Annotated in this window: 33 protein-coding genes; 15 read left to right on the forward strand and 18 right to left on the reverse strand. The window is 56.3% G+C overall.

The window, feature by feature from the left end; genetic code table 11:
* Window positions 1-5: 5 nt before the first annotated feature.
* Window positions 6-443, forward strand: coding sequence for a hypothetical protein (locus PSH96_RS16820; protein ID WP_305453979.1), 438 nt, complete (start codon window positions 6-8; stop codon window positions 441-443).
* Between the two features lie 33 nt (window positions 444-476).
* On the opposite strand, the gene PSH96_RS16825 is transcribed toward PSH96_RS16820, so the two are convergent.
* The 14 genes from PSH96_RS16825 to PSH96_RS16890 form a co-directional block, all read right to left on the reverse strand.
* Window positions 477-911, reverse strand: coding sequence for a proteasome subunit beta (locus PSH96_RS16825; RefSeq protein ID WP_305453980.1), 435 nt, complete (start codon window positions 909-911; stop codon window positions 477-479).
* Window positions 912-967: 56 nt separating this feature from the next.
* On the reverse strand, window positions 968-1,312 hold the full coding sequence (locus PSH96_RS16830; protein ID WP_305453981.1) for a hypothetical protein: 345 nt from the start codon (window positions 1,310-1,312) through the stop codon (window positions 968-970).
* On the reverse strand, window positions 1,309-1,647 hold the full coding sequence (locus PSH96_RS16835) for a hypothetical protein (protein WP_003218335.1): 339 nt from the start codon (window positions 1,645-1,647) through the stop codon (window positions 1,309-1,311). The genes PSH96_RS16830 and PSH96_RS16835 overlap by 4 nt, the downstream gene beginning before the upstream one ends.
* A 137-nt stretch (window positions 1,648-1,784) precedes the next feature.
* Window positions 1,785-2,747 carry a hypothetical protein gene (locus PSH96_RS16840; protein ID WP_305453982.1) on the reverse strand — a complete coding sequence of 321 codons (963 nt, stop codon included), beginning with the start codon at window positions 2,745-2,747 and terminating at the stop codon, window positions 1,785-1,787.
* A gap of 11 nt (window positions 2,748-2,758) precedes the next feature.
* Window positions 2,759-2,944, reverse strand: coding sequence for a Com family DNA-binding transcriptional regulator (locus PSH96_RS16845; RefSeq protein WP_081585403.1), 186 nt, complete (start codon window positions 2,942-2,944; stop codon window positions 2,759-2,761).
* Window positions 2,945-3,021: 77 nt separating this feature from the next.
* On the reverse strand, window positions 3,022-3,255 hold the full coding sequence (locus PSH96_RS16850; protein WP_044288146.1) for a hypothetical protein: 234 nt from the start codon (window positions 3,253-3,255) through the stop codon (window positions 3,022-3,024).
* 170 nt (window positions 3,256-3,425) lie between these two features.
* Window positions 3,426-3,971: a hypothetical protein gene (locus tag PSH96_RS16855; protein ID WP_305453984.1), complete on the reverse strand. Its 546-nt coding sequence runs from the start codon at window positions 3,969-3,971 to the stop codon at window positions 3,426-3,428.
* 75 nt (window positions 3,972-4,046) lie between these two features.
* A complete protein-coding gene (locus PSH96_RS16860) occupies window positions 4,047-4,568 on the reverse strand; it encodes a hypothetical protein (protein WP_305453986.1) in 522 nt (173 codons plus the stop codon).
* Between the two features lie 95 nt (window positions 4,569-4,663).
* Entirely contained in the window at window positions 4,664-5,269 is a 606-nt protein-coding gene (locus PSH96_RS16865) for a recombination protein NinG (RefSeq protein WP_305453987.1), read from the reverse strand.
* Entirely contained in the window at window positions 5,266-5,736 is a 471-nt protein-coding gene (locus PSH96_RS16870; RefSeq protein ID WP_056861768.1) for a hypothetical protein, read from the reverse strand. Before PSH96_RS16870 ends, PSH96_RS16865 begins: the two co-directional genes overlap by 4 nt.
* Window positions 5,736-6,542, reverse strand: coding sequence for an ATP-binding protein (locus PSH96_RS16875; protein ID WP_305453988.1), 807 nt, complete (start codon window positions 6,540-6,542; stop codon window positions 5,736-5,738). The genes PSH96_RS16870 and PSH96_RS16875 overlap by 1 nt, the downstream gene beginning before the upstream one ends.
* Window positions 6,532-7,332, reverse strand: a complete 801-nt coding sequence (locus PSH96_RS16880; protein ID WP_305453989.1) for a replication protein — start codon at window positions 7,330-7,332, stop codon at window positions 6,532-6,534. Before PSH96_RS16880 ends, PSH96_RS16875 begins: the two co-directional genes overlap by 11 nt.
* Before the next feature lie 110 nt (window positions 7,333-7,442).
* Window positions 7,443-8,057: a hypothetical protein gene (locus PSH96_RS16885; RefSeq protein ID WP_305453990.1), complete on the reverse strand. Its 615-nt coding sequence runs from the start codon at window positions 8,055-8,057 to the stop codon at window positions 7,443-7,445.
* A gap of 54 nt (window positions 8,058-8,111) precedes the next feature.
* On the reverse strand, window positions 8,112-8,327 hold the full coding sequence (locus PSH96_RS16890; RefSeq protein WP_305453991.1) for a YdaS family helix-turn-helix protein: 216 nt from the start codon (window positions 8,325-8,327) through the stop codon (window positions 8,112-8,114).
* Between the two features lie 87 nt (window positions 8,328-8,414).
* On the opposite strand from PSH96_RS16890, the gene PSH96_RS16895 reads away from it, so the two are divergent.
* The 3 genes from PSH96_RS16895 (at window position 8,415) to PSH96_RS16905 (ending at window position 10,581) form a co-directional block, all read left to right on the forward strand.
* Window positions 8,415-9,083 (forward strand): LexA family transcriptional regulator, encoded by a 669-nt coding sequence (locus tag PSH96_RS16895; protein ID WP_305453992.1) that lies wholly within the window; start codon window positions 8,415-8,417, stop codon window positions 9,081-9,083.
* Window positions 9,084-9,163: 80 nt separating this feature from the next.
* Window positions 9,164-9,631 carry a hypothetical protein gene (locus PSH96_RS16900; RefSeq protein ID WP_236375414.1) on the forward strand — a complete coding sequence of 156 codons (468 nt, stop codon included), beginning with the start codon at window positions 9,164-9,166 and terminating at the stop codon, window positions 9,629-9,631.
* On the forward strand, window positions 9,616-10,581 hold the full coding sequence (locus tag PSH96_RS16905; protein ID WP_236375417.1) for a hypothetical protein: 966 nt from the start codon (window positions 9,616-9,618) through the stop codon (window positions 10,579-10,581). Before PSH96_RS16900 ends, PSH96_RS16905 begins: the two co-directional genes overlap by 16 nt.
* Before the next feature lie 41 nt (window positions 10,582-10,622).
* On the opposite strand, the gene PSH96_RS16910 is transcribed toward PSH96_RS16905, so the two are convergent.
* Complete coding sequence (locus PSH96_RS16910; RefSeq protein WP_236375420.1) at window positions 10,623-11,033, reverse strand: hypothetical protein; 411 nt, start codon at window positions 11,031-11,033, stop codon at window positions 10,623-10,625.
* A 294-nt stretch (window positions 11,034-11,327) separates the two neighbouring features.
* Here PSH96_RS16910 and PSH96_RS16915 point away from each other — a divergent pair, with 294 nt between their 5' ends.
* The 6 genes from PSH96_RS16915 (at window position 11,328) to PSH96_RS16940 (ending at window position 14,516) form a co-directional block, all read left to right on the forward strand.
* Window positions 11,328-11,579 (forward strand): DUF1654 domain-containing protein, encoded by a 252-nt coding sequence (locus PSH96_RS16915; RefSeq protein ID WP_236375422.1) that lies wholly within the window; start codon window positions 11,328-11,330, stop codon window positions 11,577-11,579.
* A 412-nt stretch (window positions 11,580-11,991) separates the two neighbouring features.
* On the forward strand, window positions 11,992-12,264 hold the full coding sequence (locus tag PSH96_RS16920) for a hypothetical protein (protein WP_305453994.1): 273 nt from the start codon (window positions 11,992-11,994) through the stop codon (window positions 12,262-12,264).
* A 15-nt stretch (window positions 12,265-12,279) separates the two neighbouring features.
* Window positions 12,280-12,753 (forward strand): methyltransferase, encoded by a 474-nt coding sequence (locus tag PSH96_RS16925; protein ID WP_305453995.1) that lies wholly within the window; start codon window positions 12,280-12,282, stop codon window positions 12,751-12,753.
* Window positions 12,754-13,317: 564 nt separating this feature from the next.
* The gene (locus PSH96_RS16930) at window positions 13,318-13,755 is read left to right on the forward strand and encodes a hypothetical protein (RefSeq protein WP_305453996.1); all 438 of its coding nucleotides are present in this window, start codon (window positions 13,318-13,320) and stop codon (window positions 13,753-13,755) included.
* Window positions 13,752-13,967, forward strand: coding sequence for a hypothetical protein (locus tag PSH96_RS16935; protein WP_305453997.1), 216 nt, complete (start codon window positions 13,752-13,754; stop codon window positions 13,965-13,967). The genes PSH96_RS16930 and PSH96_RS16935 overlap by 4 nt, the downstream gene beginning before the upstream one ends.
* A 357-nt stretch (window positions 13,968-14,324) precedes the next feature.
* A complete protein-coding gene (locus PSH96_RS16940) occupies window positions 14,325-14,516 on the forward strand; it encodes a hypothetical protein (protein ID WP_305453998.1) in 192 nt (63 codons plus the stop codon).
* On the opposite strand, the gene ykgO is transcribed toward PSH96_RS16940, so the two are convergent.
* Window positions 14,517-14,672 (reverse strand): type B 50S ribosomal protein L36, encoded by a 156-nt coding sequence (gene ykgO, locus PSH96_RS16945; RefSeq protein ID WP_017255737.1) that lies wholly within the window; start codon window positions 14,670-14,672, stop codon window positions 14,517-14,519.
* Between the two features lie 135 nt (window positions 14,673-14,807).
* On the opposite strand from ykgO, the gene bet reads away from it, so the two are divergent.
* The 4 genes from bet to PSH96_RS16965 all read left to right on the forward strand — a co-directional run bounded on the left by bet (window position 14,808) and on the right by PSH96_RS16965 (window position 18,390).
* A complete protein-coding gene (gene bet, locus PSH96_RS16950) occupies window positions 14,808-15,614 on the forward strand; it encodes a phage recombination protein Bet (RefSeq protein WP_305460092.1) in 807 nt (268 codons plus the stop codon).
* On the forward strand, window positions 15,611-17,239 hold the full coding sequence (locus tag PSH96_RS16955) for a YqaJ viral recombinase family protein (protein ID WP_305453999.1): 1,629 nt from the start codon (window positions 15,611-15,613) through the stop codon (window positions 17,237-17,239). Before bet ends, PSH96_RS16955 begins: the two co-directional genes overlap by 4 nt.
* Complete coding sequence (locus PSH96_RS16960) at window positions 17,236-17,829, forward strand: hypothetical protein (protein ID WP_305454000.1); 594 nt, start codon at window positions 17,236-17,238, stop codon at window positions 17,827-17,829. Before PSH96_RS16955 ends, PSH96_RS16960 begins: the two co-directional genes overlap by 4 nt.
* A gap of 69 nt (window positions 17,830-17,898) precedes the next feature.
* Window positions 17,899-18,390, forward strand: a complete 492-nt coding sequence (locus PSH96_RS16965; protein ID WP_305454001.1) for a hypothetical protein — start codon at window positions 17,899-17,901, stop codon at window positions 18,388-18,390.
* Here PSH96_RS16965 and PSH96_RS16970 read toward each other — a convergent pair.
* Window positions 18,387-18,746, reverse strand: coding sequence for a hypothetical protein (locus PSH96_RS16970; protein ID WP_305454002.1), 360 nt, complete (start codon window positions 18,744-18,746; stop codon window positions 18,387-18,389). The genes PSH96_RS16965 and PSH96_RS16970 overlap by 4 nt on opposite strands.
* A 166-nt stretch (window positions 18,747-18,912) precedes the next feature.
* Between PSH96_RS16970 and PSH96_RS16975 the strand changes: the two genes are divergently transcribed.
* Window positions 18,913-19,314, forward strand: a complete 402-nt coding sequence (locus PSH96_RS16975) for a hypothetical protein (protein ID WP_305454003.1) — start codon at window positions 18,913-18,915, stop codon at window positions 19,312-19,314.
* A gap of 11 nt (window positions 19,315-19,325) precedes the next feature.
* On the opposite strand, the gene PSH96_RS16980 is transcribed toward PSH96_RS16975, so the two are convergent.
* A complete protein-coding gene (locus tag PSH96_RS16980; protein ID WP_305454004.1) occupies window positions 19,326-19,892 on the reverse strand; it encodes a hypothetical protein in 567 nt (188 codons plus the stop codon).
* Window positions 19,893-19,894 lie beyond the last annotated feature (2 nt).

A 19,894-nucleotide genomic window follows, 5' to 3' on the forward strand; every position in this document is an offset into this window, starting at 1 on the left:
ACATCATGCGTATTCAGCAAATTTCTATAGTCGCCCTTGCGCTTGCAGCGATAACTCTTTCTGGCTGTGTGACCCCTCCAACCTGGACCAACAGAGGAACGTTGAAACTGGTCACCGCCAACGGGAGGATCGCTTGTGACGAAGACGCAAACATTATCGACGGCAAAAGGATGGAAGGTACTATTTGCGCAACGAATGAATCAGGTTTCCTCGGTGGCGGCGAACCAGAGATACTCTTTGGTCCATGGAATCGGAAGTTCATGAAAGAACCAGCAAGCACAACCACTGCCGGCGTAACGCGAGATTACAAGGGCATGAAAGTGTTTTTGCAGTGCGACCCAGTCCTTGCACCTGATTCCAAAATTGAAACCGGGCGCAGGTGCAAGGTGACCGTCAATGACCAACTCCTGATCACCGCAGATGTAGTCTTTCAAAAAAAATAAACACCTTTCGTGCCGCACTCACCTGCGGCACACCTACCCTGCCTTGCGAATCACCAGCTTGCGAACTCGCCCACCAGTGCAGGTGTCGCGCTTCTTCGCCATGCGAATCGCATCAGATGCAGTGGCGCCCATATCCATAGCAGTCAAGGCGTGAGCTGATCCGCTGCCAATCGCATATGGCCGATCAAGCTCAAGGGCATCTTTCCATACGCCTGTCTTGTCGTCGTGCCCCACCAGCCATAGCGTGCCGCCATCCCAAGCCAGGGCCGAAGCTTCTACTGCGTTCGGCGCCTCGCTTCCGAAGAAGGCCCCAATCAGGGCTGAGAAGTCGCAGTTCGCGCCAGTGCAGAGAAAGGAGACGCCCTTGACCGCGTACAGCTTGTTGGCGTCGTCATCTAAGATGGTGGTGCCACGGGTGCAGCGGGAGTCATAGGCGATGACGCCGTCTTTGTAGGCAATGGTCGTCATCTGAAACCCTCATGATTGCGCGCCACGATTTGGCGCATTCGAAAACGTGGCGCGGATTACTGCTTCCGCCGGTCGATACCTTCAGGCGCCTTCGGGCACCTCATACACTGCTCGCAGTTCAGCGTCCGGCACAGCCAGGCTTTTACCGGCTGCCAGTACGTGACCATGAAGATGTGGCGAGCGCCGGCCAGGGCCAGGGACACATGCAACGTCAGTCCCGCACTGCTCGGACCGAAGAAGATATTCTGGCTACGCGCCATAACGACGAAACCGCTGATGGCGATAGCCGAGTAGATCAGCTTCCCGAGAATGCCGTCCCTCACCTTCCCGCTCAGTACGCACCAGGCCGCCCACAGCGCGATAAGGCCGCAGGCGATGGAGTTGATCAGTTCAAGATTCATGGTGGATTGCCTCCCCCGAACCGCTGGCGGATAAGCGCCCAGAGGTCAGCGGATTTAATGGCTCGATTGATGGCCGCCAGGAGCGAGCCGCCGAATGCCCCCAGAAGGAAGCCAATGCCGGCGACGATCTTCGGCTCGGTCACACCCAGGTAGGTGCTGACCATGCTCGTCAGGTATATCGAGCAGGCCATGCCGGTAATGAGGAAGATCATCCAGGCACGCCAGTCGTTCAAGTCGTCCTTGTGCCACCAACTGGCGATCACAGCGCCAACGAGGCCCGCAATCAGTAATTCGAACCTGTCGATCTTGTCGAGCAGGCGCTGTAGATACTCCATGCGCTCGACTCCGTGGGGCATGTTTGAAATAGGTCAGCCCCGACGGCACTCCCTGCTTAGAGCGAAGGGTGTGGCGGGGCCGAAAATGAAAAAGCCCAGCTCGATGGCTGGGCTCTATTACGCAAGGAGATAGAAGATCATGGAGTCCAGTAAGCAATCTTGCCGCCTGCACCAACAGCTACAAAATTGCCGTTGCCGTAGGCGACGCTCCGGATATCGGTTCCTGCGAAAGTGTTGGCTTGCTGAACCCAGCCGATCCCATCCTCGGAAACGGCTGTCTTGCCGCCGTCGCCGACAGCTACATACTTGCCATTACCGTAAGCAATGTCGCGGATGATGGTTCCACCGAAACTGGTATCTGCAACAGCAGTCCAGTTAAGCCCATCGGGTGAATATGCCATCTTGCCATCCGCACCAACGATAAACATTTTCCCGTTGCAAAGCTTCATGGAAAGGATGGTGCTAGTGCCGAAGGTGCTGGTTACGGTCGAGAATGATTGCGAATCACGCGTCGCCATCTTCACAGCGCTAAGCAGCTTCCCATTCGATCCCGCAACCAACACAAAAACGCCAATGACGTTGACGCAGTGCACAGTCTCGCCAGAAGTGAATGTCGTAGTGCGCTCCACCTGGCCTGACCAATCGCCATAACGGGAAAAGACTTTACCGTTAGACCCAACCAGTATCCAGGTCGCGTCGCTGCCGGAAATTGGCTGATAATACACAATGCCTTGCAAGTCTCCGGACGCGCGAACAGTTGCCGTAATGTTTGTCCAATCCCTTTCAGGGCGTGCTGTGCTGCCGTAGGCCACATTGCCGGATTGAGAAACGGCTTGAAGCTGTGTCCCAAGACCGTTCCAGTACAGGTCATTGAGGACCTTTCCGCTATCAGAGGTGACGACGTCCTTAAACTTGGTCCAAGTTGTACCAGTCGCGCCTCCGCTGACAAGCTGAGTGGTTGTGGGAAGACCGTTGCCACCAGCCGCATAAAACTTGCCGTCCCCAAAAACCACGCGCCTAAGCATGCCGGTGTTATCCACCGGTTGCACTTGGGTCCAAAGATCTTGCAAGGTTTGAGACGCCGAATTTGCGTTTTCCATTTTAAACTCCGTTACTTAGCTGATTTAAGTTCAGGCCTCTGTATTGGGCGTATGGCGCTCATGGGCGATTGCTCGAGGCTCGTGGCCTTCACATGATTCAGCGTCCCACATCGGGAACATTTGATCTGGAGCTCTGTAAACCCACCCGTGCGGGCGAGAAGTCTTTTGCAGTTACCGCATCTGAATTCTTTCAACATCTGCAGATTCCTTTTGCTAAATCACCCTTTCCATGGGCAATAAAAAACCCCGCTCTAGGCGGGGCTTCATAAAAACGTTAGTCGCTTGAGGTTTGAGGGACTGGGGCCTCGTCGATGCTGATGCAGTGCTCAATGTCCGTTATTTTCTTCAGTGCAAGCTCGGCCGTTGAATAAGCTCCGAACATTCTGCCCTGATAAAAAACAACCCACGCAAACTGAATATCCGCGTTGCCAGCCTGCCCTACAACCAACTTCTTGAACCGTTCCGCCAAGTCGTCGACATGCATCTGTGCCATGCCACGCAAAACCATGACGCTCTCCCAGTTTATAGTCGGAAGCTCTATTTTCGACCTTGCACAAACTGAGCGCAATAAAAAGCCCGACATATAAGCCGGGCTTTGCAGTATTAACTCCTAACGCGCAAGATCGATAGGATGGGTAAATACTCTCTCACTTTCTCACTCGTTGCAATAGCTATTTTCTACGCAGCGCAACTTTCGATTAATCCCTCCGCGTCGAGCAGTTCCTGAGCGGCCGTCAGCGCCTCGTTTACCTGGTCATCCAGCGTCTTGCGGATCCCTGAGCGCCACCGGTACCGCGTTGATTCCGGCTTGCCGTCATTGTCCCAATTGGTGATGTCATACCAGGCGGCCGGCAGCACAGCTGCGGAACGTTTGCCCTCGGCACCGGCAACCTGCGGAATAGCCCACGTAAGCACAGCGCACTCACGAAACCGTTTCGGCGCCGGCGACTTCACCGAATTCAGCAGCTCCAGAATCGCGCCGTGCTTGCGCTCCTCGTGGGTGGAGTACTTGGCCACCAGTGCCCGCCAGTGCGCCGGGGTAAGCGCCTTATGCAACCGACCGAATACCCAGCAGTCCTGGAGAAACGCCGCCTCCTTGCCGACGATCTCCCCCTTCTGCTTGGCGCACTGCACCTTGGGCTCGAAGTCGCAACCGCCGGCGGAACTGATGGTCTCGGCCGCAAGCGCCCGAACGACTGCTGAAACAACGTTGCGATAGGTCATGCGGCTTCCCCTTTTTTCAGCTCTCTGGTCTTTGCCCGGTAATCGGCCTTGATGGCCTTGATCTCTTCCATGTCTCTAGGCCCTCAAGTGCGGCAGGTCGTGAGCTACCAAGTAATCGTTGCGCGCTTTAACTGCGTCCTTGATGTCCTTGAAGCGGCCGAGGTGTATTTGCTTTTTCTGCCACTGGACCTTTGCCGACCACTTGCCTCGATCCCAAGAAACCCCGACATGGCCGCTGGTGTTCTTGTCCGTGAGGCGACGATTTGCCGCCTGGACGTTGTAATCGGTGTAACGGCAGTTCCCCGGCTCATAACCCTTCGAGGACTCGATTCGGTCAAGCGTCAGCTCATCGGTGTAGCCATTCGCAAGTGACCATTCCATGAAGGGCTCGAAGTTCATCCACTCTTCACAAAGCGTCACGCCGTGGTACTTCTGGATTTCAGAACCACGAGGCTTCAGGCAGCGGCGCTTCATGTTCGCCCACGTCACATGCAGCCGGCTGTTCGAGTTATTGAGGCCATGGGTTGAGCGCTTCCTGCCCGCCGCCTTGTTTGCGCATGGAATGCAGAGCCCCGTCATGACCTTGGCACGCTCCATTCGGGTTTCGAATTCGACCAAGCACTCCGGGCACCGGAACACTCCGATCGACCTTCTGGATCCAGAAATTTCGACAAGCGTTTTTCGAACAAGAATCACATTGCTACACATGACTGCCCCCTCTCATATCTCTGCTCTACCCGTCTAACCTTCTTCGCGAAAACAGCCTTAAGGCGCTTTAGGTAGGGGATGTCATGACGGACCAGATCTTGGTTGCACTCCAGCAAACTAACCTTTTCCTGGCCGATCTTTGCGACCAGTCGGGGCCGGTAAACCATGATGTTTCCACTCAAGTGTGCGTTGCACTGGGAGCAGGACTTGTTCATGTTCCAGAGGTTGAAGCGCAGATGTGCGGCGGCTCCGACGCTGCGGAAGTGCGAGCAGTGCCATTGACCACCCCAGCTCGCCGGCTTGTCACAGCTGATGCAGCCCAGATGAGCGTCACGTAAGCGGACATACCGGTTGATGACCACCTGGGCCTCTTTGGCATGATCCGCCCTGCTCTTCAGCTTCTCCTTGCGGACCTTGATCTCGCGGCGCTCAACCTGGGCAAGCGACTTGCGCGCCTTCGCCTGATTCACGTCCTTGATGGCCAGGCCGCACTTCGGACTGCATACGGCCTGGCCCAGGCGCTGCGGCGGAAAGCTGATGCCGCACGCCGGGTTCTTGCACTTCTTCGGTTTGGGTTGCTTGGCGATCATGCAGCCTCCTTGCTGAGCAGATCAGTGAAAACCACACCTTGGCCCGTGAAATAGGCGGCGATGCGGTCGGTGTAATTGATGCCTTGGGCGCGATTGAACAAGCTGGTCACAGGGAAGCCATCCGGCCCGAACAAGTGGCACTCCCCCATCATTGCCAGCTTCGTTTCGTAGGGTAGATGACGCATGACGCGGTACCACTCGGCCTGAAAGCCAGCGTCCTCGTTCAGCAGGATCTGCACGCCGAAGTGCAGCTTGCAGTACCGGCGAGCATCGGCCGCATCGCCGATCTGGGTCATTTCAGCGATGCGCTTGTACATCCCAAACCACAACCGGTTCTGGTCAAGCGTGCGGTCCTTGCCCGGGCGCAGTGTCACCACGACAAACTTCTTGTCTTTGTACATGGCGCTGATTTTGGTGATGACCTCGGAGAGCTTGGCCTGGCAGTTGACGCTGATTTTGTCGGACATCAGAAACCCTCCTTTCCGCGCTGCGATTCCCACTCAAACGGAATGACGATCACCCCGCCCTCTCGAAGGCGATCAATGCAGCGCTCGCCGATGGCGGCCGGCAGCGACTGGCCGTCCAGGTTGGAAACGATGACCGTCGGGCGAAGTTCTTCGTAGCGGCCGTTGATGATTGCGAACAGCGTGGTCAGCTCGAAGTCGCTGGGCTTCTCCTTGCTGACGCCGATCTCGTCCAAGATGAGCAGCGAGGGGCTGATCAGGCTGGCCAGGATCTGGCTTTCGCTCTGGTCGCTGGAGTGGTCGTAGGTCGCACGGATGGCCTGCAGCACGGCGCCGATGGTGCGGTACACCGCCGTTGCACTGGACTTGGCCATGATCTCGTTGGCGATCGCCACGGACAGGTGCGTCTTGCCGGTACCGGGTTTTCCCAGCAGCAACAGGCAGCGGCCAGTCTCGGCAATCTGCGCGAACTCCGCGGCATACCGGCGGCAGGTGTTCAGCGCCTTGCGTTGCTCCGTGGTGGTGGCGACGTAGCCGTCCAGGGTCTTGCTGGCGAAGCGCTTGGGGATCAGCGCGGCACCGAGCTTGCGCTCCATGGACATGCGCAACTCCATCGCCTTGTTGGCCAACTCCGCAGCTTCAGCCTTCTCGCGAATGATCCGGCCGCACTCAGGGCAACCGCTTTTCAGCTCCTTGCCCAGCACCGGAAAAATCTTCTGGTCGTAGTGCCCGTGGGTCTCGCACTCGGCGGGCTGGATGCGGGTGCCCGGTGGAAGTTCAGGGGTTCGCTGGGCGGGCTCAGATCGCATAAGAACCGTCCTCACGCTGAATCAGGCCATCGGTGTAGTTGCGTTCAGCAAAACCGGTGTGGCGCGATTGGGGCGCTGGCACCGGTGCGGATTCAGCCAGACGCTTGATCACCCAGGAAGCCTTGAAACCCTGCCAGCCGGAATTCAGCGCTTCGGTGATTGCGTCGTCTGCGGTGATCCCGGCCTCGGCGCACTTGGCCAGCTCGGTGTTCACGGTCGACCAGACAGTGGCTGTCACTGCTGCACGCTTGGCTTTGCGCTGAGTCAGCCAGTCGGCGAGCAGCTGCTCAGGGACGTTGTGCGGGTTGTCGGCCAGCAACTGGGCCATGCCGAACGGAGCCTTGCGATCAGGCTTCGACGGTTCGGTTGGCTCTTGGGGCGGATTAATCTCTTTCGAAGAAAGAGTTAATAGGGGTTCTTTCTTTGTATAAAGAAGGGAGTCGTCGGTTTTGGTCTGTTTCGCGACTGAGCCGATTCGGACCACTTGGGCCGAATCAGACGATATGGTCTGTTTCGGCTCTACTACGAAGATCCACTCTTTTGGGTCGCAAACGCCGATGTCACCGCGTGCACCACCCTCTCGGTACAGCACACGGCGGCGCAACAGGCCGGATATAGCCTTCGACACGGTGTCAGGATGGATGTGGGTTGCCTTGGCGATATCGACCGCCGGGATGCGATGGGCGCCCGTGCTGTAGTTCAAGGTGGCCTTTGCCACGTACAGAACTATCTTCATCTCGCGCGCCGACAAATCGATGGCCATCAAGCCATCCATCATCTGGTTGTCCATTCGGGTGAACCCCCGAGGGTTGTGTATCGGAACAATGTTTGGCATGATTTCTCTCGCATAAAGCTGTTGAAGAAGCCGACCTCGTACGTCGGCTTTTTTGTGCCTGGAATTCAGGCGATGGATTTCAATGGCCGCGCCCCGGCGAGCAACTGCTCCGCACGACGCCCCAACTCCCCCGCCTTCGCTTCAACCTGACGACACTGCTTGGCGAATGCTGGCAAGTGCGGCAGATCCAGTTCGCACATCACCTGGTCGTCGAACACTTCGCTGCCGGTGTCGATCACATCGCCCAGGGCACGGATCAGTGCGCCGAAGCTTTTGTTGGCGCATTGGTCGCTGGTCATCTGGCGGGCGCCGGTCAGCCCGTGGCGGCTCGCCAGTTCGTTCACGCAGTGGTCGCGGAATTCAGGCTCAAGGGCGTTGACCCACGACTCTTCCAGCCAGGACGGCATTTCCTGATCACCGGACAGCCAGCGCTGAACACGCTTGAGCCAGCGGCCGGTCGCCTTCACAAAGTCGGACACGTCGTTCTGCAAGGTCAGCGCGGCAAAGTCCGGCACCTCTTTGGCGATGGCCTTCTCTGGGCAGGACAGATGCAGTTCGCGGCTCAGCGCCTGGGCAAAGTCGTCTTGGCTGAGGCTGGTACGCGCGATCTGGTTTGCAGCGTGGGCGACCAGCACCTGATCACGGGTTTGTACGGTGTGTCTGGAACTGGACGTTTGCATGGGGATTGCTCTCTTCTAATCTGGCTTCAATGGAACGGCGGACAGGGATGTCGCTTAGGCGGCCATCTCAGCCCATGGAAACGACGGACAAAGGGATTCTTTTTTGAAAGCACCTCCGGTCAACGCCTCCGCTCGCTTGGCAACCACTGAAGACATGCCGTGCTTCTCGCGAACCCAACCGGAAACGGTGCTTTGATCAACCTTGAGCTTTTCAGCCGTGACCTCCTGAGTGCCGAAGAAGGCAACGAGGTCCTTATAAATACTGTTCATGCTGCCCCTCCATACGGGAATACCCATATAGTAGGTTATGGGAATACCGATTTGCAAGGATATGGGAGCACCCGTAATACTCGCGGGATGGAATTCAAAGACCGTTTAAAGACAGCGCGCCGTCACGCCAGGCTCAACCAGGGCGAGTTGGCCGTAAAAGCAGGTATCACGCAGACGTCAATTTCTGACCTTGAGCGTGGAAAATCAAAAGCCACCGCTCACGTTGTGAAGATCGCCGACGCCTGTGGCGTAAGCGCCAAATGGCTATCCGATGAGATCGGGCCAATGCTAACGCCTGGGGCGAACTCCGGTTCAGGTGAGTCGAACATCTCCCCCGCCGCCCAACCCACCAAATCATTCCGCTATCCGGTAGTCAGCTGGGTCGCCGCCGGAGCCTGGTCGGAAGCCGTGGAGCCCTACCCGACTGGAATCTCGGACACCTACGAGTTTTCGGAGTACGACTCCAAAGGCCCTGCCTTCTGGCTAACTGTCAAAGGTGACTCGATGACAGCGCCTGCCGGACAGAGCATCACCGAGGGCACGCTGATCCTGGTGGACACAGAAGCTGAGGTAGCACCAGGTAAGCTGGTCGTGGCCAAGCTCCCGGACAGCAATGAAGCCACATTCAAGAAGCTGGTCAGCGACGGCGGACGGCTGTTCCTGAAGCCGCTGAACCCGAGCTATCCGATCGAGGCGGTGGACGAGAACTGCCGGATCGTGGGCGTGGTGGTGCAGGCGCTGCAGAAGTTTTACTGAAGAGCGAAATAATAAGCTTGTCGTATTGCTGCCTGGGAAATGCAGCATATGTTGAGTACTCGAGACGCAAGGAGGCAAGCTTGGCACTACCAACATTGGATCATCGCGGACTGCTACCGATAGGTGAGCACATATGCAGATTCGCTGAAATTGAGCAAATGTTCCTCCATTCGACTCACAGAGCATCGCTTTATTCTAGCGTTCGCGGGTTCATTGATGGCCCCTTGAAATCGAGAGGTCAGGGATTGAGGCTTTTCTTGGGCGGAAGTTTCTTTTCCGACAAGCAACAGCCGGAAGACATTGAGGCAACGGTATACTTGCCGGTGGTACCTCCTGATCGATTCGCAGCAGTCATGGAATTGTTTGCTCTCCGCGATCAATTCAAAAGAAAGCATCGTGTGGATTTTTTCCCTTCCATTCAAATGCCCGGACAAAATGATTTTGTTCGCTTTTTTCAGTATGTAGGTCCAAAAACTGCCTCAGCGAAGGGGCTTGATGAGCGCGCAGGACGCGGTGTTGTGGAGGTCGTCGAATGGGAACTTGGGTAGAGCAAGTGCATGGCCGAGCTGGCGTCCTTCTAGACCAAATGTTGGCCTGGCAAGTAGCTCAGGAACAGACCAAGGTCGACATTTCAGGGGCTATTGCACAGCTGCGAAAAATGCTCGAAAGCGTGTACACCGAAGAGATGCCGTTGGCTAAAATACTCGACAACTCAGATCTGGTGCTTCATGCGGAAGGGCCTTCGGCCTCGTCCGACGCCCCCGGACTACATGCCTTCAATTGGCTGTGCGGAGCCGCGGAAAAGCAGATTCGAACTCTTGCCAAATCGATTTTTGACCTATCGGACATAAATTCGAAACTTTTCGCCAAGCGCCTTGATTTGCGGTTTTCAGGGTTCGCTCCCGGCAGTATCTACGCTGGTTTCTCGCTATCGACGATAGATTCGATTATGGGGAGCGATGAGCCAGAACCTATTTACGAAATTCTCCGTCATGCGATTCGCCAGTTACCTACGATTCCAGAATTTATAGGTGATGAACGAGTAAGCATTGGAATATCCGAGCTGATGCCGGATCCGGCTTTGCGGGACGCCAGTCTTGAGGCGCTGTTTAAGCTATCTCCAACCGGTCGGGCTGGAATTCATACCATCGATATTTCGTCCCCAGACGCAAACAAAAATGCCCTGACGAATAAAGACCGGGTTGTGCTGCGAGAAGCTCTCTCTAAGCCAATGACCAAAGCCAAAAAATTTGGAAGATTTGTTGGGGAAGTCAGAGCAATTGACCTGGACTCTTCAAGGATTCTTCTACGAAACATTGACTCTATCGGCGCTCTGCGTTGCGTCTTCCCAGGAGCAAACGGCGAGTCTGGAAAGTCCATTCTGGGAAAACTTGTCTGCATTGAAGGCGATTATGAGTCTGATGCCTCGGGAAAACCGAGATTAATGTTCGCCCAAAAGGTTGTCACGGTCGAAGATATGATTCAGCAGGACCTCTAAATACTCCTAGCCCGGCATAGCGCCGGGCTTTTCATGGGCGCTTAGCCGCGACGTTTGTGAATTTCATTTTTGACAAGCTCGTAACGCCCACCAATCTGGTCGTATGGCGCTTGAAAACTGACCCAAGGCATATCCATCATCAGCTTTTGAAGCTGCATTAATGCAGCCTTCAGGCCCTTAAACTCCTCCAGCAACTCTTCCCCCGAACAGGTCTGCAGTACCGCAGGGCTCTTGTTTCCCCGACCGAAAGAAACCTCATTCTGCGTCAATGCAAATTCGAGAATATCCACCAAAAACTCCATCGGGATCTCAGGCGACCCTCTAGAAACTTTTCCAAGAGAATCGGTATAGGCATATTTGACAGATCGGCGAGTCATCGACCCATCATCCCAAGACGCCCACCCAAGACGTAGTTCCCCATTGCCGTATTTTTCTTTGTACGTCGTGATCATCGAGATCTCCAAAGCGCTTCACGCCGATTAGAACGCCCCAAAGAAGAACTTTAGAGCGCAACAGTGTGATTACACTGTCATCACACTGTGAAACTGCTTAGAAAATTTGTCAACCTGAAGCGCTTTTTTGACGAAAGACCGTCGCCCCCCCTATCTTGTCGAATGCTTTTACCACCCCAAAAATGAAATTTCGTGCAAGTTATGCATTTATGCATGAAACTTCCCGTCGCCCTCTTGCCAAGATATGTCAGCGCCAATACTGTGTATGCATACAGCATTCGCAAGGAGCGACGCATGATCCAGGCACCCTACCCCACATCGAAACCGAGAAATTCCTACGAGCTTGTGGGCCATCGCCTGCAACGCTTGATCGCATCTCCCCGGGTCCAGAGAATTCAGTTGGTCGAGGTTTCCAGACGCGACGACGAAAGTCCTGAAGCCTGGCGCCAGGTCATCCAAGACATCGGCGACACCGCCGGGATAAGGATCGAGCATTTGGATGACGGCACCGTCAGGATCGGCTGGCGTGAGTACTGCGACTCCTAAATGAGCCCGCCAGTGAGCGGGCTTTTTATCGCCGCCCATAAAATATATGGGAATACCCATTGACGATAAATATGGGATTGCCTATATTTGTATCCATCGAGACGCCACAGCGAATAGCCAGCAGCGAAAGCAGCGCCGCTCTTTAGCGATACCCCTTGCCGGATCACCACCGGCCCAGATTCAAAGGCAGCGATGAACCGGCCTAAACGGTTCAGAGGGTTGGCAACTGACCCGGGCGTGCAGCGTAAAGCGCCAAGAACAGTTATCCAGCGGGAGAACAAGCCGAAAGGCCCGCGGCTGGAAGAACATTTGATTCAAGCCGGTGACCGACGCCAGTAGCGGGTCCCGGCGGAAGTTTTCACTGATGCACCTGGTTACCCGGGTGCATTGGGAAAACAACCGGGAGTCACACATGAAAGTCGATAACGAAGTGATGGCGCTGCTCAGCGCTTCGCACACCGAAGAAAACAAGCTGTTCATAACCGGCGGCCAGCTCGATAAGAGTCTGTACCAGCGCCTCGACAAAACACTTAAGGCTGCGGGTGGCAAGTGGAACACCAAGGCAAAAGCGCACTTGTTTGCCGGTGACGCCGCTGACGCAATCGAAAACATCCTGATGACCGGCGAGGTTACTGTTCCTCAGGACTTCGGCTTTTTCCCGACGCCGCCGCACGTTGCAAAATAGGCGGCGGACCTCGCAATGATCAGCGACGGGATGTTGGTGCTGGAGCCGAGCGCCGGGCGTGGCGCACTGGCGGTGGCCGCCAACTCTGCAGCGGTAGGCGTAATGGTCGACATGCACGAATTACTGCCGGGCAACCACAGAGCGCTGATCGAACTGAAGCTGCCGCTGTCGGGTGTTTCCGAACCTGGCGACTTCTTGCAGGTCGAGCCTAAACCCATCTATGACCGAGTGCTGATGAACCCGCCCTTCGACAAAAAGCGCAGTGATATTCACCACGTTGTTCACGCATTGAAGTTCCTGAAGCCCGGCGGCCGACTGGTGGCGATCATGCCTTCCGGTGTGACCTTCCGCGATGACGCTCTGACCCGGGACTTTCGCGAGATCGTAGAGCAGCGCGGCGGGAGTATCGAAACCCTTCCAGAAGCCTCATTCAAGCAAGCCGGAACGATGGTCAACACCGTATTTGTGGTGATCCCGGCCGCAGCCTGACAACCAGCGCCACGACAGCCTGTCGTTAACTGCCCGGTCACCTGGCTGGAGGTCCGTACCTGAGAAAGCCAGGCTGCATCGGAGTGTGAACTAAGTACCGCCAGCCAGCGCGAGAGCAAAGGCAGACAAACGTCATGCAGTTCACACCCCGATGCGGATGCATCAATCAGCGCTGTAGAAAATTTGAATTAGCCCGTTGTCCCTCCGGTCAAGAATTATGAACGTAGTAAATCTGACGAGGTAACAGCAATGACTATCCAAGCAGAGACACTCGTACAACTGACAGAGGCACTCCGGGAGCGCGGTCTGAAACTAGTTTCTGATGTCCACTTCATCCGTGCCCCGTATCGGCAAAATCACCGCTGGATCTGCTCAGTAGAGTAAAGGTCCATTTTGCTGACGGCCTGGCTCGATCGCCGGCCGTTGGCACCTCCTCGCTGCATCCCCTCTGCATTACCCAGACAACACTCGCATGCACTCCCCTCCGCGCCCAACGGCAGTCAGCGGAGCGGAAGAGTGCAGCCGAATTTTGTTGGATCTATATCCGCCAACCTGGAGGCGAACATGAACGCAGCATTGAAGATATGCCAGGAGCGTTACGACGCTCAGTTGCCTCCAGAGGTCAGCGAAGTGAGCCAGGAGCAGGAGTGGCTGGACCACTCAGCGGAACGACTGGTGCGCGGGATGGATATCAAGTGGAAGCGCCGCCACGGCCAGCCACAGGTGGTGACGTTCGACAGATTCTGCACCTACCTCCAAGGCATCCTGAATCAGCGCCAGATTGATGGTCTGGATGAGCGAGACTCGTTTGCCCGCCTCTTCCTATCGGCGATCCTGGGCAGCCAGGGCGAGGCACGCAATCATGCGTCGGACTTGCTTAGCAATGAGCGCCCAGTCGAGACAGTCGAAGGGTTCGCCATGGACCTGCTAAGGCCTTACGCCGCCGATGCCTTAGCAGCAGAGCGTGAGGAAGCCGAAGACGACGTGGATGACGAGCTATGAGCCCGCACGTCGAAGTTTCGACCGCCCTGCTCGCTTTGGATCATCCCGACTCCACAGTTTTTGCAGAGGCACTGGTTGAAAAACTAATAGTGTGTCACTTCACCAGCGGCACCTTCACAGCGGAAGAGTTTCACCACTACAGCGCCTGGTTACTGAAAGCCAGCCGGAAGCGGCTGGCTCAAATGGATAGAACTGCAACGATCCTAAGTTGAACGACCTGCGTTACGATTTTGTTGTTTTTTAACGCCTTTCCCGTTTTTACGTTCGTACAGATGGTGGATTAACCAAGCAACCAAAAGCAGCCCAGCCAGACAAAAAACCAACACCATCAGCTCTATTGCGGGACCTTCGTGTGAAAACATGTTTCGTTCCTCGTCCTGAAGTATCGCGCCTCACAAACAGGCGCCTCCGAAATTATTCGTAACAATTCGAACATTTTTAGAGTAAACACCAAATTCTGAGGTGACAACCCCTAATGCCCTTAGAACCATTGATCTAGACACGTCACTCGTCGAAAAAACCATTCGCGGGCACATCAGAACCAGCGGCGCATATACAAGGAGAAGGACATGACTACTGCACCAGTCCAATCACTGATCGACGAGCAGCTTGAGGATATCAGCGCTCACAACCTGCGCGAGGCGTACAGCCTGGCAGAGCGCCGTGGATTCTTCGGTGCACCGGTTGAGCAGTACGCAGAACCTGGCTACGGCGGTCGAGTGCTCCAGGTCCTGCGCTACCGAGTTGAGCGGCAGAGCTGATCATCCTTTGCCTTTGTTCTTGTTCTTCGCACTGCCCTGCCGCGCTTTGAATTTCGGATTGGATTTGCAGATCACGTAGATCCGGCCCCGGCGCTTCACGATCTGGCAGTCGCGATGACGGTTTTTAGCTTCTTTGAGTGAGGACAGCACTTTCATAGGTGAGGCTCCTTGCATTGAGTTGATACGTTATTACGTATCTTAGATACGAATAAGAACGTTTATCAACTCTTATTTCCCCTACCCCTTTCATCGCTGCGAGCATCGCGGCAAGGAATCCCCATGTCCGCAGTAATGAAGCAGGACGACACCACGCCTGCGATGTCGGAGGCCGCGCTCGTTGAAGTGCTGAGCAGCAGCCTCTACCCCGGCGCTGAAAAAAACTCAGTCGTTATGGTGTTGGCTTACTGCCAAGCCGCGCACCTGGACCCAATGTTGAAACCGGTGCACATCGTTCCGATCTGGAACTCGAAGACGAAAAAGATGCAGGACACGGTGATGCCTGGCATCGGCCTATACCGCATCCAGGCGGCGCGCACCGGCCAATACGCCGGGATCAGCGAGCCGGAATATGGTCCTCCGGTAACGGCCAAGTTGAGCGGCGTAGAAGTCACGTATCCCGAATGGTGTCGCGTGACCGTCAAGCGGCAGATGAGCAACGGGCTAGTGGCCGAGTACACCGCCAACGAGCGCTGGCTTGAGAACTACGCGACGTCGAGCAAGGACACCGCGGCGCCCAATGCCATGTGGAAGCGTCGAGCATTTGCCCAGCTGGCCAAGTGCGCCGAGGCGCAGGCACTGCGCAAAGCATTCCCTGAAGTCGGATCAGCGCCAACTGCCGACGAGATGGAAGGCAAAGCATTCGAGGAGCCGGCGCGCGATGTCAGCCCACGACAGCAAGCCGAGCCTGAACCGGAAGCGCTGCCAGCCTACTCCGACGAACTGCTGACCGAGAACATTGTGAAGTGGCAGCCACTTATCGACTCGAACCGCACCAGCCCTGAACACCTCATCGCGACGATCAGCAGCAAGTACACGCTGAGCCCGGCGCAGATTGAAAAAATCACCAACCTCAAAGCCCTCGATGGAGATGCAGCATGAAAATTCACAACGTCGCTCAAGGCTCCGCCGAGTGGCTTGCCCTCCGCGCCCAGTACCGCACTGCCTCCGAAGCGCCGGCAATGATGGGGGCCTCGAAGTATCAATCCCGCACCGACCTGCTGATCACCAAGAAGACCGGCATCACGCCAGATGTCACGCCCTCTCAGCAGTTCGTCTTCGATAGAGGCCACGCAACTGAGGCCCTGGCCCGCCCACTGACTGAAGCATTGATTGGCGAAGAGCTGTATCCGATCGTTGCGACAGAGGGCAACCTGCTGGCCTCTATGGACGGCGCCACGATGCTCGGCGAGACCCTGTTCGAGCATAAGCTGTGGAATGAGTCGGTCGTGGCTCAGGTGAAGGCTGGCGACCTGGCGCCACACTACTACTGGCAGCTTGAACAGCAACTGCTGGTGAGCGGCGCTGAGCGGGTCATCTTTGTTTGCTCGGACGGCACGCCGGAGAACTTCGTGCACATGGAGTACCGGCCGGTGGCCGGGCGCGCAGCCCAGTTGATCGAGGGCTGGAAACAGTTCGAGGCTGACCTGGCCAATTTCGAAATGGCCGAAGCTCCCTCAATCGTCGTCGGCAAGGCACCTGATGAGCTGCCAGCGCTGCGCATCGAGCTGACCGGCATGGTTACCGGCAGCAACCTGAAGGTATTTGAAGACTCGGCCCTGGCTGTCATCGACTCGGTGAAAACCACACTCTCCACCGACCAGGACTTCGCCGACGCCAAGAAGGCCGTCAAGTGGTGTGGTGACGTCGAAGAGGCTGTCGCTGCCGCCAAGAAACAGGCTCTGTCGCAGACCCAAAGCATCGACGAGCTCTTTTCGTCGTTGGATCGCATCAGTGCCCATGCTCGCGAGACTCGCCTAAAAGTCGACAAGCTGGTGAAGGCTCAAGAGCTGCTGGTGAAGACCAACATCAAGCAAAAAGCCGAACTGGCATTGGCGGATCACATCGCCGCAATCAACAAGACGCTGGGCAAAGTCACGCTGCCTCATGTCGTTTCGGACTTCGCCGGCGCCATGAAGAACAAGCGCACCATCGCCAGCCTCCAGGACGCAGTAGATACCGAGCTGGCCCGGGCGAAGATCGATGCAAGCCAGGCAGCCGACGGCATCCGCTTGAACCTGACCAGTCTGGCGGAGCTCGCCGTTGATCATGCCTTCCTGTTCAGCGACGTGCAGCATCTGGTCACCAAAGCCAACGATGACCTGGTGACGCTGATCAAATTCCGAATCTCCGAACACCAGAAGGCGGAGCAAGTAAAGGCCGACGCGAAGCGCATCGCCGAAGAGCAGGAAGCCCAGCGACTGGCAGCCATCAAGCCAGAGCCAGTCGTGGAGAAAGTGGCGCCGCCCGAGCCAGTCCGCGCCACGCCAGTTCAGACAGCGGCAACCGTCGCCCAGGCTACAAAGCCAGTAACGAGCCACGTGGTCGAGCAGGTAGCGTTGCAGGCCAGCGTGACGGACTTCGAGGCACTGATCAAAGCGGTGGCATATGGTCAGGCGCCAGTCACGCTGCTTTTGGTCAACTGGGAAGTACTCGACGCGATGGTCGCGGAACAAGGATCAACCTTCAGCATGGCCGGGGTGACGCTGGCCAAGGCGGCAGCATGATCAGCAACCACCTCAGCCTGGTCGAGGCAATGCGCCCGGCCTCGGATGAACTGGCGGCCCAGGTCGCCGAGTTTGTAGCGGCCGGCGGCGAGATCGAAGAAGCGCCACCGTACAACTACAAGCCCAAGCCCATCACCTACAGCAACCAGATGCCGCCGGCGCCGAAGCCGTTTGTTCGGCGCTGGGTGGAGGTGGCTCCCCTGCCCCTCGACAAAGACGACATCCGCACCCAGGCCCGCATCAAGCTGGTTGAGCAGATACGCCAGCTCGGCATCACGCACACACAGACCGAAGTGGCCGCAGCCTTGGGCGTTAGTCGACGGCTGATCTACAACCACGCCTCGCGGTACGACATCACGTTCAAGGCACCAACCCGAGGTGGTGCACGCAACTTGGTGCACAACGTGATTGATACGGAGCGGGATGCGAAGTTCGCCGAGCGGATAAGGGCATTCATGGATCTGGGCATTAGCCGGCGCCAGTGCTGCGGGAAGCTGGCAATCGGCAGCAAGGCCTTTGAGCGGATCATTGCCGCCCACGGCATCGACTACCCCAAAGCACAGCGTGGCAGCACTTCATGCGCCGCATAGCCCGCATCCAGCAACGCAAACGTCAAACCTGGCTCGCACTGCCGGCCAGCGGAATAGAAGAGGTAGGCCATGGCAGCCGAACAGAAGGAACGCACGGCCAAGCTTGCCGAGAAGCGGCAGGAGCTGGGCGAGCAGGAATTGCGGCACACGGTCCCGTACGGCACCCGGCAGATGCTCGACGAGTTGATGCGCTGGCATGAGATCGATGAGGTAAGCGAGGCGGTCCAGTTGCTGGTGCTGAATGGCCGGGCCGAGGATCTGCCGCCGGCGCCACCTAAGATCAAAGGGCCGTCCGACATCATCCGCCACTACTTCCGACAAGGGATGCGTGACCGGCTGGCAGCGCTCACCGCCGAACTTGGCGAGACGAAAGACCGCTCAACCATCTGGCGACTGATCGCACATGCCCACTCGCTGGGCGCCGAGACGTCATCGCCACTCTTCGAAATTAAGCGCCACGATTACGAAATATCCGAAACCGTGGCGCGCAAATTACGGCAAGTAGGCTTCGCCGAATCCCTAAAAATGAACGCCGGAGTAGACGATAAGGAGATCTATTAAGGAACCCAATTAGGATCGTATTTGACGATTTCCTGTTGCACCTTACTGACTCCTACCAAATCTATCTTCGGCCTTCCTGGCGGATGATAAGCAAGTTCTGTACTAGAGGCATTGATAAAGGACTGGAACGGGCCAGAAAGCACCTGCCTTGCGTCCATTATATATTGTTTGGTATTCATCCACTTCGACGAGCCGGGCTGTTTCCAGGGATCAAGACAAAGCCGAAACTTGCTCCATTGGCGCGTGATTTCCAACCATTCCGAATGGGTAGTTTTCACGGCTACACACAGAAAAGGCCTCACACCAACCTCGCCAACGATAGACCAGGTATGTCCCGAAACCTGCGAGTCACTCATGAGTTGGTCGCCATCTAAGTTAGCGACCGCTCCGACCTGAATATCTGCCCGCCTTAACATTCACACGCTCCTTGATCCGGCTCCATGCCGGTCACCCGTAATACCCCAACCCAAACCAAATTGCCACCACCGGTCACGGAGGGCGGCGCCTGACTGGAGAAAGTCCATGAGCAACAACTTCGCATACGTCCGGCAGCACTATCAGGTGCCCGCCGAAGTCGGCCGCCGCGTCATTGCCTACGGGAAGCCCGGCGTAATCCTGGCCGATCGCGGCCACTACATCGGCGTGGTGCTGGACGAAGACCCGAAGAAGCGCATCGGCAATTACCACCCTACCCACGAAATCCAGTACGGTGAAATGGCCGAGACGCTACCGCTGAAAGAGTGGCTGGTCCTGCCGTTCAAGCATGACTGGGATGATCTCGACTGGAACCGGGAAGCTCGCGAAGATCTCGTCCGGGTCTGGGCCGCAACTCGAAGTCAGGCCAAATACAAGGCCTATGAGCGGCTGCAGGATTATTGCCAAAGCATCAAGGCGATGCTCCACCTCAAAGTACGTCGTACCTGAGCCGCTCCTGCCTATTTCTGCGAATGCTTAGTAGCTACCAGTGACAAGACTCTCAAAACATCCGCCATTATAAAGGCGTGTTCGTGATGCAGAAAAAAAGAACGAGTGTCGCCCGCCCCTTCGGCTGAATCTGACCCAAATGGGATGGTAAGTCCTGGGAAATAATTTTCCCGCCCTCGATGCTCGAACGCTTGGAATCGCCTTATCGGCATTATCGTTGTTATTCCGGGCGCAGAAAAATCAGCCAGATAATCGCCAGCTCGCGGGGCATCAATCTGCCTGTGCGCAGTGTGTTTCATTCGAAATCGCGAAGCCCCCAGCAGAGACGGTATGTCCTTTGTTTTCGCCCCAACATGCGCGGATATTAGGTAGTAGTACATCTGACCTGCGCGATTCAAATACGCGACGACTTCATGCTGCCATTCGTAACCCCTGCCTTGGTAATTAAGCAGGTAGTTTTGATAGTGATACTCCATGCCTTGGGCGAACAGCACGGCACCTTTGTGTTGTCCGTAGTGCCTTTCACCAACTGCAATAGTTTTTAACGCAGCAAGAATTCCAGCCAGCAATTTAATCACCT

The organism is Pseudomonas sp. FP2338, assembly GCF_030687515.1.
GTDB classification, from domain to species: domain Bacteria; phylum Pseudomonadota; class Gammaproteobacteria; order Pseudomonadales; family Pseudomonadaceae; genus Aquipseudomonas; species Aquipseudomonas salomonii.